The sequence below is a fragment of the Hyunsoonleella aquatilis genome (assembly GCF_014270105.1).
GTDB lineage: Bacteria > Bacteroidota > Bacteroidia > Flavobacteriales > Flavobacteriaceae > Jejuia > Jejuia aquatilis.
Map to the genome: position 1 here is coordinate 775,797 of NZ_JACNMF010000002.1, position 14,126 is coordinate 789,922.

14 protein-coding genes and 1 tRNA gene are annotated in these 14,126 nt (G+C 37.5%); 4 read left to right on the forward strand and 11 right to left on the reverse strand.

The window, feature by feature from the left end; all coding sequences use genetic code 11:
* Positions 1-164 precede the first annotated feature (164 nt).
* The 8 genes from H7U19_RS08865 to H7U19_RS08900 form a co-directional block, all read right to left on the reverse strand.
* Complete coding sequence (locus H7U19_RS08865) at positions 165-797, reverse strand: response regulator (RefSeq protein ID WP_186561456.1); 633 nt, start codon at positions 795-797, stop codon at positions 165-167.
* Positions 769-2,400: an ATP-binding protein gene (locus H7U19_RS08870; RefSeq protein ID WP_186561458.1), complete on the reverse strand. Its 1,632-nt coding sequence runs from the start codon at positions 2,398-2,400 to the stop codon at positions 769-771. The genes H7U19_RS08865 and H7U19_RS08870 overlap by 29 nt, the downstream gene beginning before the upstream one ends.
* Positions 2,401-2,534: 134 nt before the next feature.
* Positions 2,535-3,035, reverse strand: a complete 501-nt coding sequence (locus H7U19_RS08875; RefSeq protein ID WP_246454717.1) for a hypothetical protein — start codon at positions 3,033-3,035, stop codon at positions 2,535-2,537.
* 59 nt (positions 3,036-3,094) lie between these two features.
* On the reverse strand, positions 3,095-4,246 hold the full coding sequence (locus H7U19_RS08880; RefSeq protein ID WP_186561460.1) for a GNAT family protein: 1,152 nt from the start codon (positions 4,244-4,246) through the stop codon (positions 3,095-3,097).
* Between the two features lie 68 nt (positions 4,247-4,314).
* Complete coding sequence (locus H7U19_RS08885) at positions 4,315-4,797, reverse strand: DUF1761 domain-containing protein (RefSeq protein ID WP_186561462.1); 483 nt, start codon at positions 4,795-4,797, stop codon at positions 4,315-4,317.
* A 152-nt stretch (positions 4,798-4,949) separates the two neighbouring features.
* On the reverse strand, positions 4,950-6,470 hold the full coding sequence (locus tag H7U19_RS08890) for a phosphoethanolamine transferase (RefSeq protein ID WP_186561464.1): 1,521 nt from the start codon (positions 6,468-6,470) through the stop codon (positions 4,950-4,952).
* Positions 6,471-7,475: an acyltransferase family protein gene (locus H7U19_RS08895; protein ID WP_186561466.1), complete on the reverse strand. Its 1,005-nt coding sequence runs from the start codon at positions 7,473-7,475 to the stop codon at positions 6,471-6,473.
* Positions 7,472-9,463 carry a glutamine--tRNA ligase/YqeY domain fusion protein gene (locus H7U19_RS08900; protein ID WP_186561468.1) on the reverse strand — a complete coding sequence of 664 codons (1,992 nt, stop codon included), beginning with the start codon at positions 9,461-9,463 and terminating at the stop codon, positions 7,472-7,474. The genes H7U19_RS08895 and H7U19_RS08900 overlap by 4 nt, the downstream gene beginning before the upstream one ends.
* Before the next feature lie 99 nt (positions 9,464-9,562).
* On the opposite strand from H7U19_RS08900, the gene folB reads away from it, so the two are divergent.
* A complete protein-coding gene (gene folB / locus H7U19_RS08905; RefSeq protein WP_186561470.1) occupies positions 9,563-9,925 on the forward strand; it encodes a dihydroneopterin aldolase in 363 nt (120 codons plus the stop codon).
* A gap of 94 nt (positions 9,926-10,019) precedes the next feature.
* Positions 10,020-10,091: transfer RNA gene (locus tag H7U19_RS08910), tRNA-Cys, on the forward strand.
* A 122-nt stretch (positions 10,092-10,213) separates the two neighbouring features.
* On the opposite strand, the gene H7U19_RS08915 is transcribed toward H7U19_RS08910, so the two are convergent.
* From H7U19_RS08915 to H7U19_RS08925, 3 genes are all read right to left on the reverse strand, one after another.
* Positions 10,214-10,897, reverse strand: a complete 684-nt coding sequence (locus tag H7U19_RS08915) for a LysE family translocator (RefSeq protein WP_186561472.1) — start codon at positions 10,895-10,897, stop codon at positions 10,214-10,216.
* A gap of 95 nt (positions 10,898-10,992) precedes the next feature.
* Positions 10,993-11,664, reverse strand: coding sequence for a head GIN domain-containing protein (locus tag H7U19_RS08920; RefSeq protein ID WP_186561474.1), 672 nt, complete (start codon positions 11,662-11,664; stop codon positions 10,993-10,995).
* Positions 11,665-11,744: 80 nt separating this feature from the next.
* On the reverse strand, positions 11,745-12,041 hold the full coding sequence (locus tag H7U19_RS08925; protein WP_186561476.1) for a YbjQ family protein: 297 nt from the start codon (positions 12,039-12,041) through the stop codon (positions 11,745-11,747).
* Positions 12,042-12,291: 250 nt separating this feature from the next.
* On the opposite strand from H7U19_RS08925, the gene H7U19_RS08930 reads away from it, so the two are divergent.
* On the forward strand, positions 12,292-12,852 hold the full coding sequence (locus tag H7U19_RS08930; protein WP_186561478.1) for a hypothetical protein: 561 nt from the start codon (positions 12,292-12,294) through the stop codon (positions 12,850-12,852).
* A 173-nt stretch (positions 12,853-13,025) separates the two neighbouring features.
* Positions 13,026-13,895, forward strand: a complete 870-nt coding sequence (locus H7U19_RS08935) for a hypothetical protein (protein WP_186561480.1) — start codon at positions 13,026-13,028, stop codon at positions 13,893-13,895.
* Positions 13,896-14,126 lie beyond the last annotated feature (231 nt).

Genomic DNA, 14,126 nt, shown 5'->3' on the forward strand with positions numbered 1-14,126 from the left:
CACCCGTTTTGGGTATACATAAAATCCCTGATTTTGTATCCGTATTTATACGGATATTGGAGTATAACTCCCTATATTTTAAATGATTAAAAATGAGTTAAGAAATAGGTCTTGACTGCACTCGACCTACCAAGAAGCGAAGTTACTTTTGTATTGAAAACGGTCTAAATCAACTTTAACTTTACTGCTTTTTTGATAAGTTGTGCCGTATTTTTTACATCCAATTTTTTGATAATGTTAGCCCGATGGGTTTCTATAGTCCTTGTGCTTACATAAAGTTTCTCGGCAATTTCCTTGGTGGTAAGTCCTCCCGAAATGAGTTCCAAAACCTCTGTTTCCTTGCTGGATAAAATGTTCTCCCCCAAGGTGCTTTCGGACATGTAGTCGATCATCTTTTCAGAAATTGAAGGACTGAAATACTTTTTTCCTTGGCTAACAAGGCGAAGCGTTTTTATCAATTCTTCCTGATCGGTATTTTTCAAAAGATAGCTGTAAGCACCCTTTTTGGCGCAGGAAGCAATATAGTTGCCCTCATCGTGCATGGATATGATAATCGGCTTAATTTTGGAATTAACATCCTTTATACGATTAAGCACCTCAAAACCATCCATATTGGGCATGGTGATATCCAGCAAAACCACGTCGATATCGGAATTGGTTTTAATATAAGCCATAAATTCCTCGCCGTCGCTCACCATCCGAACCACTTCCACATCATCATATTTTTTGAGCAGTTCTTTGAGCCCGTTTCTAAACAACTCGTGGTCGTCAGCTATTACTGTTTTTATGGTTCTCATTTTCTATTGGTAATTCAATTTCGAAGGTTGTGCTTTTTACTTTTGAATTGATCTTAATTTTACCATTGCAAATCTCAACCCTCTCCTTAATGTTGATAATCCCGGAGCCAAGCGTTACTTTTTTCAAATTAAACCCTTTTCCATCGTCAAAATAAAACAGAGATATAAAATCATCAAATTCAGAAAGCGTAATTCTGATATTCTTCGCTTTGGCATGTTTTAGGGTATTGTTAACCAATTCTTGGGTTATCCTAAAGATATGGATTTCCTGTTGTTTCGTTATATTACTTTTTTTTCTTTTTAAAAGGTCTTCAAAAACAATCGAAACTTCCGAAGCCTTTTTTACACTGTCACAAAAGTTCTTAAGCGCTGCCCCAACTCCAAAATCGTCCATAATTGATGGCATTAAAGCATTGGACATGATTCGGATTTCTGAAATGGTATCATCCACCATTTTTCGCATTTCCAAACGTTGTTTATTGTCGGCCACATTGTTGTCAATATAAAATTTCAATGATGTTAAAAGGGGCCCCAAACCATCATGAAGCTCGCGTGAAAGTCTTTGCCTCTCGTTTTCTAGACCATCCACCAATTGGCGCTTAGTATTTATACGGCTTCTATTTTCGTTAGCTCTGAATTCCTTCAGCTTGTCTCTCATTTTAATCAAACTCTTGCCTAATGCATCATTCGCGCTTTTTGGTGCATAGGTTGTGTTTAGGTTCATTTCTCCAATGTCCTCCGAAAAACTAACAGCCCCTTTCAAGGATTTTTTTAGCTGGTCCAAAGCTTCAAACATTTCTTTAATTTCATTGGAATTTATATTGAATTCATTCGTGTCATCATAGTGCCCCTCCGCCATAACTTTTAGACTGCTTTTCATGCCCAAAATTGGATTGGCAATGATTTTTGTTAGAAACAAAGACAGTAAAATAGCCGTTCCCATAATTAAAAACATCAGCATAAACAACCTCTTTTTTAAGCTGATCAATGGTGCTTCCACCTCATCTTTATCAATCTCGGATAAAATGGCCAATTTAAGATTTGAGATTTCGATGGGGCCATATACCCCATAAACATCAATGCCCCTATAGTCCTTGTAAAGGCCCTTTCCCGTTTTTCCGTTTAAAGCATTTGTCACCCCAGTGGTTTTCACAATAATGTCATGTGGTGTAGAGTCCTTAAAAAACCGTGACTGAGAACGCATCCTGAAGTTATCACCTACCAGATAAGATTCCCCAGTTTCACCCATTCCGGTACGCTCCAGTAAAATGTTCAATATTTTACTGTACGGTATGCTAGATACTCTGATATCATCATTTTCTGCTTCAACCAACCCTATGGTGAACTGTTGATTTTTATCGAATATTGTTAAATCATAGATCCCCGTTTCTAAACTAGTTTTTGGAAAATCCATGCCCAAACTATCTGTCAATGACATTGTATTGGGGGCATCCATAAAATTACTCCATTCCGATTGGATTAGCTTTTCAACTTGATTTTGCTTGAGTGTTTTTATCGAATTTAACTGCTGCAGAATCCTACTTTGTAGCACCTCGGAAAATTGGCTGTAAAAGGTTATGGATAGCACAATGACTACCAACAAGACAAGGCCGTTAATAATGACTAATATGAGCGATTTTAGGCTGATACGGGTTCTTCTTTATCCTGTGAAACACTTATATCAAATATAATACAAAAGAAAGGATAGAAGATTGGATGTCCGGATTGTGAAACAATTTAAAGCTTACGCAACTCCTGCTTTTCTTCCTTTGGCTCCTCCTCTTTTTCATTATTGATGCTACCCGGAAAAGTGAGCGAAGTGCTAGCAAAAGTACTTCCAAAATTAATGTTGGCATAGTATACTTGGCTAACGGCATCCTCTACTTGGTGCTCCGACAATTCTTTTAAAGGGTGAATAAAAACCGACCATAACACGCCGTCTGAAACCGCATACTTTACATCCAAAGCCGTATGGAAATTGGCCACTAAGGCGGCTTTAAAAAGTTCTTCGCTTACGGTATTTGAGTCTGCAATAGGTGAAATAATGCGCATTCTATTATGGTTGGTGTCCGTGATGCACATTAAGGGTACCTCCTTAATATAAAACCGCCATGCTCCACTTTGTCCTTGAATAGAATCGCTTACTGATGTGTATATTTCCTGAAGTTTGTCGTTGTTCATGTTTTGAGACAAGCCTAAAAATGGTAACATTAAAAAGAAAATAATCGAGGTTTTCATAATGCGAAGTTTATATAATGAGTCGAAATGTATTCGAAAAACTTAAGCGCTAACAATAATTAAGCAAAAGGGTGGCGCTCTTCCCAGTCTTGGGAAGGGTTCATTAATTTAAAGACTTGTTTTAAAATGCCATTTAAAATGCTGTTAGTATGTTTTAAATACAGCACCATAGGCTCAGGTTTTGCGCCAACGGAACTTTTGATTTCCATGGCGGTTCGAGCATAAACAATATGCTTAAACCCATGTTCTATTCCAAATTTTGCCATATCGTACAACATGTTTAAGTACAATTGGTTGGGGTATTGGTGTTCGGTATCATAACCCAAAAAATAGGTTTCCAAATGGTCGTTATTCAAAATCAAACTAAAAAACCCGACAAGCTTCCCATGAAGATAATACCCAAACACTCTGAAATTTTCCTTTAGATGAAGTTTGTAGGTGTAAAAATGGTTTTCCGGAAGAATAAAGGTGTTGAACTTGGCATTATTGGAAACATTGAGGTACAACTGATGAAGTAATTTGGAGTTGGCCTTAATTGCCTCTAAATCCAATTCGTTACAAACTATACTATTCAGTTTTTTTCTCGCTCTTTTATAGCGGTCCCTGTACTTTTTGTTCATACAGGAAATATAATCTTTGTGCTCGCGCCAATTATCCCATACATCCATAATCATATTGGGCTGTACCGTTGCTCGGTGCAATTTTTCCTTTTGAAAAAGCTCAAGATGATTCATCCTGCTTTCCACGAAGAAATCCTTCGCCATCACCAACCGTATAGTTTTGCCCTGCTCTTTTTTAATACGTTTTTCCAGATCTGAAACACCTTTAAAAATCTGATCGTAAAACTCTGCAATCGATAATCTCCGGTTATTAAATCCCAGGCCATGTTGTCCCGTGTGTGTCATATTTCCCACCACCAAAATATTTCCCTTCAAAACTTTGGAAATATTATCCTTGAGAAATGTTTTAAGACACGACACTTTCGTATCCCTAAACATATCTTTGAGGTATAACTGTACGCGCTGAACCAGGGCAGTGCCAACCAGCTCGGAACCTTTAAATATGCCGATATAAAAAAGCGAAACATTGTCAGGAGGTGAAGTCTCTAGGGCTTTTAAGTAGCTAGACTGAAGAAAAATATCCTTTTTACTGAGGGCATCCCATTCCCCAGGGACATCATCAATAGTTGTATAAATTTCGTGTCGTATCAATACAAAAAGAAAAAGACTGAAAGTTAAAAAGCTTCAGTCTTTAAATATGTTAAAAGTTTACAAAATATTTACTGCCAACCACAAATAATGGCTCCCATTACGGCCAAGGTTACCATCCAATAGCCACTATTGATAAGTATATACTTTGCGCTTTTTCGTTCGAACAAGGCATTAGTGCCCAAAATTGGTAAGGCTATAAAAATTCCTGCAAAAAACCCGTGTAGCGCCCCGTGTCCAAAGGTTCTATGGGCGGTTCCATAATCTGCCATAAAAGCATTAAAAGAAGGTAGCGCCCCTTCAACATCGCCACCAACCATTCCCATGGCTCCAATTTGGTGGACGGTTAACGACAGCATGCTCATGGCCAAAAGAATTGCGAAGACAAATGCCATAGCGAATATTTTGCCCATATTGGCACCTTTCATTTTTTCTTCGGACATCTCTGCCGCTTTCATCCAAGCGGTTCCAAATACTTTAGGATTATACCAAATAAATCCCACCACAAGTGCGGAAATGGCGGCAACAAGAATTGCTAAAAAATTGATTTCCATAATATCAAAAAGTTATAGTTAGTCTTTAAATATAGCCAAAAAATAAACTGGAAGGCGCTTTTTAACGTTTTCGGGGTGCTAATCTGTCCCAAAAGCCCCTCTGTGAGCTTGGGTATGCTTTCAATTTTCCACACGTTGATCCAACGCCAAGATCATTTCTGAAATATGCTCAAGCTTTTGTCATACTCCAACTGATTTGTATCCAATAAGTCTATCAAACTATGGTATATAATATCCGTGGTATAGGGTTTGTTGCGATTGTAAAAAAGCGACTCCACTTTTTCAGGAAAGGATTCCTTGAATTTTTTAGAAACCCAAACTATCATGCCGGGTTTGTTTACAGCTTCAATATTAGAATGGAGATATTTGCCGTTTTCACCGAGCGATTCGCCATGATCCGAAATATAAATAACTATAGCATTATCACTTTTATCTTCAACCAATTTGATAAGTTCATTTAAGAAATAATCAAGATATAACACGGTGTTGTCATAGGAGTTGACCATCTGCTCCCTGGTTAGTGATGGAATATACTTGCTATCCACAACAGGGGTAAACCGTCGAAAATCGCTCGTATACTTGTCTTCGTACCACCAATGGCTCCCAATCATGTGCAGGGTATAAAGTCCATATGCCTTGCCCTTAAAGTAGTCACCAAATTTAGGTAGAAGGTCCATGTCCTTTTTTTTGCCAATGGACCAAACCGACCTGAACTCGTCAAGAATAAATATGCTATCGTTGGTTTTTACAATTGGTCTGTAGCTGGATTCCAAAATTTGATTTCCAATCCAATACGTAGGAATATCAAAAGCATTATATATGCTATAAATGGGGCTAATGGAATCCTTAGACTCCGTATGATCGCTTTGATCAGTCAACACACATGGTAAACTAACAGCCGTGTTGGTTTTAGTGGTACTAATATTATTGAAACTAAATACGTTGTCCCTTTTGGAAAGTAATGGTGTTGTCTGACGTTCATATCCATTTAGGCCCAAATGGTCGGAACGCAAAGACTCCCCCAACACAAGAATTACATTAAGCTTATTGAATTTCTCCTCTTTGGAAATTTTAGGGGGATCGGTCAAAACCATAATATCCGAGTCGGAGTCATAATACTCTCCAAAAGCATAGAAAAAGGAATAAGGCAATTTGTTTCTGAAGCTATGCGTCCTTTTCCTATCAGCCCAAAAAAACAATAAAATCAACAAGACGCTTAAGGGCACAAAAACTAACCTACCCTTTTTGGGTTGGATGGTTTTATAGAATTTAAGTATAAACACCAGGAGGCCTATAAGGAGCAACATATAGGCAATCAACTGAATGCTAATAAGATCTTTAACAATATATAATTTAGTGCCAAATGTTGCTTCAAAAACGGCATAAGACATGCTCATGTTGATGCTATAGCCCCAGAACGCCGTAAGACCTAAAACTAAAAAAAGAAGGGAAAACACAACTTTAAAAACTAGTCGAGATAAGGACAAAAAGTAAAGCACCCCCGCAAAGCTACTTTGAAGCACACATAAATGAATGAAATACATGAGCTTGCCTTCAAAGGCCCTGAGCGGTATGTGATAATAAGACGACAGGCTAATACACACCGCAAAAAGTACATTCAGAACTAAATGGAAAACAATATTCCTTTTATATTTGGAAAACAGTAACTTCATTTAAGCCTTTTTTACTTTGCCGTTTAAAAGAGGTATATATTTATTTACAACAAAAATCACGGGAAGTATTAGAATTACTTGTAAACATGAAACAGCAAACTTGCTGGGCTCATCAAAATTAAAGTTGGCTATTCCAAAAATCAGTAATCCCGCCTTAATAACTGTCAATGCGCGAAAGTGCAGTGCCAAAAGTAGAATAGTATTTTTTCCCAGATAACTAAATACGGTGTTCCAATTTATCAGCTTAAAAAACAACAGCACCATTAATGTTCCTGAAGTTCCGTTGAGCAAGAACAGCAGTTCGTTGCCATACTGAGCCCTGTACATGTCAATTTTTGAATTAAGTAAGGCTAAAGCCAGGCTCATCACGACAGAAATAATGAAAAATAGAATCAACCTTATTTTAGTCATCTCCAAAAGATGAGGCTTCAAAAAATTTCCTAGTGCATAAAATGATAAAGAAACACAGGCAACATCCAAACTCCAAGGTAATTTGAAATCGGAAAAACATGGATACGCCAAGCCGAAAACAATTAAGACCACTAGGCTTAATAATCTTATATGCTTATGCCTTATAAGGTTCAAAAATGAGTATAAACAAAAGGTAACGAATATTGCCGGCAAAAACCACATGGGAATGCCCCAATCCATATATTCAATATCTCCTTGGGCATAAAAAACCCCAACTAAACCTTTAAGGGGGTCTAAGTCATGGTTAAGGCTATCGCCGTAATGCCTTCCTAAAAAATACCAAAAAACATACAAAAAAGTAGCCCAGAAAAAATATGGAATTAAAATGCCTTTTGCCCGATGTACTATAGTTGATTTACTCGTAAGCTTTGGATGAAACATCCCAGCAACGAAGAAAAACAAAGGCATATGAAAACTGTAAATGTAGGCTTCTGATAAAGGGATGTTGTGGGCATATATTACAAGAAATATCCCTAACCCTTTAGCTTGATCCACCCATTCAAGCCTTTTTCCTCCGACGTTTTTGCTTTTCAAATTTTGGCTTCATTTACAAGAAGTTCATTCTTGTCGTTCAGTGCTTTTTCAATAAAGTCATCTACCTCTGGAGTCTGTTTCAAACCATTGTTCAACATGACTTTTAGAGTTAACAAAGTTGCTATGCGCGTCCCAACTTTCTTCACGGCTGTATTAAACAAAGGTTCTAATTCCTCATAGGACACATCTTCAGCCAATTGTAGAATTTCAGCACGCACTTTAAGCCGTTTTTCCTCCGGCAAATTGGTGTACTTTTTACCCAATTGCTTGATAACATCAATGGCCTTTCTCTTCGGCTGATTGTTTTGAGGTTTTTGACTCTGAGTATTGTTTTGTTTCGGCTTTACTTTAGCCCAAGTGTCTCGTAAGCCGACGGTTTTATTGAAAACCAAATGGTCTGAAGTTGAATCATCATCCACATTGAAATACCCCAGACGTTGAAATTGATACCTATCTCCAACTTTAGCTTCTGCCAAACTTGGCTCTACAAAAGCCTCAATCACCTTTAAAGAATCGGGATTAATAAATTCCATAAAATCTTTATCGGGATGGCTATCGGGTGCTTCGTCCATAAATAAACGGTCGTACTCTCTAACTTCGGCATTAATGGCATGTTGTATAGACACCCAATGCAACGTTCCTTTTACCTTTTTGGAGGTGTCTTCGGAATACGTACAGTGTACTTCCGTGATTTCGCCATTGGCGTCTTTAACCACGCTTTCGGCTTTAATGATATAAGCATTTTTGAGTCGTACCTCGCCACCAAGTTTCAGCCGGAAAAACTTGTTGCCTGCCTCTTCCCTAAAATCTTCCTTTTCTATGTATAGCTCCCTTGAAAATGGTACTTTTCGATAGCCAGCATTTTCATCCTCAGGATTATTTTCAGCATCCATCCACTCTACTTTATCTTCGGGATAATTGGTAATTACCAGTTTTATCGGGTCTAGCACAGCCATAACTCTTGGGGCAGTTTTGTTCAAATCCTCCCGGATACAAAACTCTAAAAGGGATACTTCAATGACGTTTTCGCGTTTGGCTACTCCGACGGTTTCCACAAATTTCCGCAACGCATTGGGCGTATACCCTCTGCGTCGTAATCCCGAAATGGTAGGCATTCGTGGGTCGTCCCAGCCACTTACAACACCATCCTCAACCAATTTCAACAATTTGCGCTTGCTCATGATGGTATAGCTGAGGTTCAATCTGGCAAATTCACGTTGCTTTGGCCTTAGCAAATTGGGATCCACTACTTGATCTAAAAACCAATCGTAAAGCTCGCGGTGGGGCTTGAATTCCAAAGAACATAACGAATGCGAAATTTGCTCGATATAGTCACTTTCGCCATGGGTCCAATCGTACATCGGGTAAATACACCAATCCGCACCAGTCCTGTGATGTTCGGCCTTTACCACACGATACATAATGGGGTCGCGCATTAGCATATTTGGGTGTGTCATATCGATTTTCGCCCTTAAAATATGCTCGCCTTCGGCAAACTCGCCTTTTTTCATGCGATCAAACAGCTCCAAATTTTCTTCAACAGATCGATTCCGATAGGGACTATCTACTCCAGGTTCAGTTGGTGTTCCTTTTTGTTCTGCCATCGCTTCACTGGTCTGAGAATCCACGTAGGCCTTACCTTCCTTTATCAGTTTTATGGCCCAATCGTATAATTGTTGGAAGTAATCCGAAGAATACAATTCCTTATCCCAGTTATAGCCCAACCAAGCAATATCCCGTTTTATGGCATCTACATATTCCTGCTCTTCCTTGGCCGGGTTGGTGTCGTCAAAACGCAGATTGACCGGTGCATTATAATATTCACCCAAACCAAAACTGATACCAATGGCTTTAGTGTGACCGATGTGCAAATAACCATTGGGTTCAGGTGGAAACCGGAATCTTAAATCATCCTTAGCCATTCCATTTGCCAAATCCTCCTCTATAATTTGCTCGATAAAATTGAGTGATTTTCTTTCTTCAGACATAAGCGCTGTTGCAATTCATATTTCCCAGAGAGAAACTAGGATATTAAACAAAAAATATGGGCAAAATTAGGTAATTTTAGCGACTTAAATTCAGTTGCAATGGGAATTATAAAAGTTGAAAACATCAGAATTTTTGCCTACCACGGGTGTTTAAAAGAGGAGAGTAAAATTGGAAGCGATTATCGCGTGGATCTTCAAGTTGAAGCTGACCTACAGACCTCGGCCAAAAGTGATAAACTCATTGACACTGTGGATTATGTGTTTTTAAACAAAGTGATAAAGGAGGAAATGGATAAGCCCTCCCACCTATTGGAAACTGTTTGCCGGCGGATTTTGGATCGGATTTTTAATGAAGACCAACTGGTGAAAAAAGCAACGGTTTGGGTAAGTAAATTGAATCCGCCCATAGGTGGCGATGTTCAAAAAGTCACCATAAAAATGACGGATAAGCGCAAAAAGTGATTTAAACGGTAGAATAATATCAAATTTTTTTACATTTGTCCTCTCGTTACAGAGATTCCTTCCCGATAGCTATCGGGATTCGCAGGAAATTTTTGGCGTCGTGGCCGAGTGGCTTAGGCACAGGTCTGCAAAACCTGCTACAGCGGTTCGATTCCGCTCGACGCCTCAAAAAAAAGAGATACTTAAAGTATCTCTTTTTTTTATGCCATAAAGTAATGCTCTTCATTTGTTATCGCAATATTACATTTAACAGACAGGTTCAATTTAAAACCCTCCCTCCTAGGAAAACTATTCTTTTATCGGGTTAATTTTATCGAAGCGCTCCTTAATCATTTCCTTTTCATCTGGAAAAAAGCCCTGAACCAACAGTAAAATACCAAAGCCTAGAATAGCCAATGCAACAATTTTTTTCGTCTTAAAAATCAATCTCGGCGTCAACCGGTTTTTCAATTTTTTTGCGACTAGTATCTTCACTAAGTCCACCAAGAGGTAAACCACCAAAATTGTTGAAAGAAATACAATAACGCCATTGGTAGAGTCGGTCAATGTATTGCCCAAAACGATAAAGGCCACCCACCCCAACAACACGCCAATATTGATAAAGTTGAGCAAAAAACCCTTTAAAAATAGACGTCCATAACCTTTTTTTATTTCAATTTTATGGTACTCCCTAACAATTTCCCGAAAGGATTTTGAGGTCTTTACAAAGGAAATTATGCCGTAAGCCACCAACAATACACCTCCAAAAATCAAGAAATTTGGGTCACCCTTTATTTTTTCCAAGAGGTTGTTGGTGCTAAAAAAAGCAACGATGATAAAAAGGATATCTGCTAGGATGACACCGCAATCAAAAATTAATGCACTACGAAAGCCTTTGGTTGCACTAGTTTCCAAAAGCACAAAAAACACTGGCCCTATAGTGAAGGCCAACAAAATCCCGAACGGAATGGCTGCTATGATGTCATCAAACATGCGAAAGAGAATCTTTACACAAAGTAAAGAAATAAATAGAGAAACAAAAAGCCATTGGAATCCAACAGCTTTAGTCTATGCGGTCTATAACAAAGTTACATCCGTTTAATGCGCCCACCTAACACCCGGCTTTCCTCCACTCTTTCAGGGTCGCCGTAAATAAACACATCACCGCCTGCCCTAACTTTTGCTTCCACAGATTTGTTGGCGTGGATGTAGGCTTCTCCTGCTGCTCTAATAGAGACTTCAGAATGCTCCGTCTTTAGGTCTTTACCATGGTAATCGCCTCCAGTAAAAATCGAGACATCTTGGTGCTTTGCTTTACCAGAAGCCATCACATCCGCTCCCGTCACCGATCTGACGTTAACATAAGTCACATTCAATTTTACATCTATTCGACTGCCTTCTTGCGCATTTAAATCCATTTCAAACTGTTCAATGACTTCGTTGGAATGGATATACGCACCTTCGTTGGCGTCAATTACATCACAACCTGTGTAATATAATTTCACCTTGGTTTGATTGCCGTCAAAGGCCTCTTCCAAGTTCATTCTAATTTTTAAGGTACCATTTTTATTGATGACGAGAACATCACTAGTGTTTTTACCACTGATGACAACTTTGTCCACATCAGAAGGAATGAGTTCCACCTCAATCAAATCATACACTTTTAATTCGGAAAACTCCCCCACGGTTTTTTCAATGGGGTTTTGGGCTGTAGCCGAAAACGCGACTACAAAAAGTAATAGAGACGCTATAAATTTCATGGATTAATTTTTAAAATTTAACGCAAAACTACCGATAATAATGCCCTGGGCGGTTCACTTTATGAAAACATTATAAAAATTTACAACGACACCTTAACGGCTGTACCCGTAACCGAGACAAAGAAATAGGAAGTAGACGACATTTCGATATCCAGCCTGATGCCTACCACGGCGTTGGCCTTTAGTTTTGAAGCATTATCCGTTAAATCCTGAAAAGCTTCCTCTTTAGCATCATTGATAAAATCGCGATAGAGCTGTTTATTTTTTTCGGTCTTAAAGGAAAATGAGGTTTTTTGATTGGTGGACACCCCGGTTACTATGCCCAAATAGTCCTTGATTTGATGCCCCTCAATGGAGTTAGTAGTTGTTAATACCATACGTTTTTAAGATTTTAACTAAGATAATTAAAATTACTTTTTTTGCTGATGCGCTACTGGTGTAAAGGTATAGCGCTTTAAATCCATACGGGTATTTTGTATATCATTTTGGTAAAAATACTAAATTTGATATACAAAATGCATGACTATAGAAAGTAAATTTTCCTAATAAACACGTAGGTTTTTTAACAATTAATGTTATTTTTACGATACGTAAAAATACAGAGATATTTACGTGTTGTACACAATTATGAAGAACATCCTGCTAATCATATTAATTTCGGTTTTTGCAACTGAATTAAGTGCTCAAAATATAATTGAAGTTGCATTAGCTGAAAAATCTTTGATTGTTTATGAAAAACCAGCTAAACCGAAACTTCCGTTTTCCATACTCTATGAAAAGGAATTTTTTAATGGAAAAAATAAATCTGACTCATTAAATGTGAGAGAATTAATGTCTAAAGTTGATACTCTTGACATTGATTACAGCAAATGGACTGAAAACGAACTGAAAAACCGAATAGTAGTTTCTAAAGGGAAGAAAATTGACTTAAAAAAAGAAATGCTCAAAATGTCGGACAAACCAAAAGCTGAACAAAAGAAATTTAAAAAGGAAATAAAAGGTTTTAACAACAACAAAAGCGGATGGAGAAATTATCCTCTTTCAATTTCAAGACCGATTATATCAAACGATCGAAAAATGGCTTTGATAACAATAATTAGAGGGAATTCTGGAGGAAGTACAGAATTATATAAAATGGAAAACGGAAAATGGGAGTACTTCGAACACTTAGAAAGATGGGCATACTAAAAATAAATAACTGTGTACAACAATGTATAACCGCAATTACGGCGGATTCGACTACGTCCGAATCCACTCGGAATTGCTAACGTCTGTGCCAAACCGAAAATTAACGCATATTAACCCGTAACTGACGGTTATACGAGACCGTTGTAATTAATACTGAAAAAACTAACTGCTGAATGACAAAAATTTTGAAACCCGAAAAAATATCTATTGCTTCCTTACCAAATGTTAGTGAAAAAACTGTACAAGAAATAATTGCAGAAGACCCTTCTATTATTGGATTAGGAGATTTGATATTAAAAGACAAAGAACGAATTCAACCAAGAGCAGGAAGATTAGACTTATTAATGCAAGACAGCGAAACTAACAGACGTTACGAAATCGAATTGCAATTAGGAAAAACAGATGAAAGTCATATTATCCGAACTATTGAATATTGGGATATTGAAAGAAAAAGATACCCACAATATGACCATTGTGCAGTAATAATTGCAGAAAATATTACGAGTAGATTTTTGAATGTTATAAGTTTATTTAATGGAACAATTCCTTTAATAGCAATCCAAATGAATGCTTATAAATTCAATGATAGTATTGGATTAATATTTACGAAAGTGTTAGACGAAATGCCATTAGGATTAATTGACGAGGATGAGGAAATTCAGGAAGTTACTGATAGAGATTATTGGTTAAAAAGAGCAACTAAACCAACTGTTCAGATGGCTGACAAAATGCTTGAAATAGTAAATTCATTTGAACAAGGTTACGAACTGAAATACAACAAATTCTATATTGGAATTGCGAAAAATGGACAACCTGACAATTTTGTGATTTTCAAACCAAAAAAGAGTTATATGAGGTTGGAACTAAGACATCCACAATCTGACGAATTTAATTCCTTAATTGAGCAAGGAGATTTAGATGATATGGGTTATGATGCGAGGTGGAATAGATATAGAATTAGACTTACGAAAGATGAAGTAAATAAAAAGAAAGAAATTATTACGAATTTAATTGAATTGTCACATAAAAATAATAATTCGTAAAAGTACTAATTACAACAATGGCTATAAGTAATTGCTTGTTCTCGCCTACTTCTGAAAATCCTCGCGGATTTTCAGTTTGGTGCGTACTTGCAAAGTTAAGTGCTAACCCACGCAACTACTCATAGCCGAGACCGTTGTGTACAATTATGAAAAACGTCCTGCTAATCATTCTAATTTCTGTTTATACTTCGAGTTTCTCACAAGTGAAAATTGACACATCTGAAGTTAAAT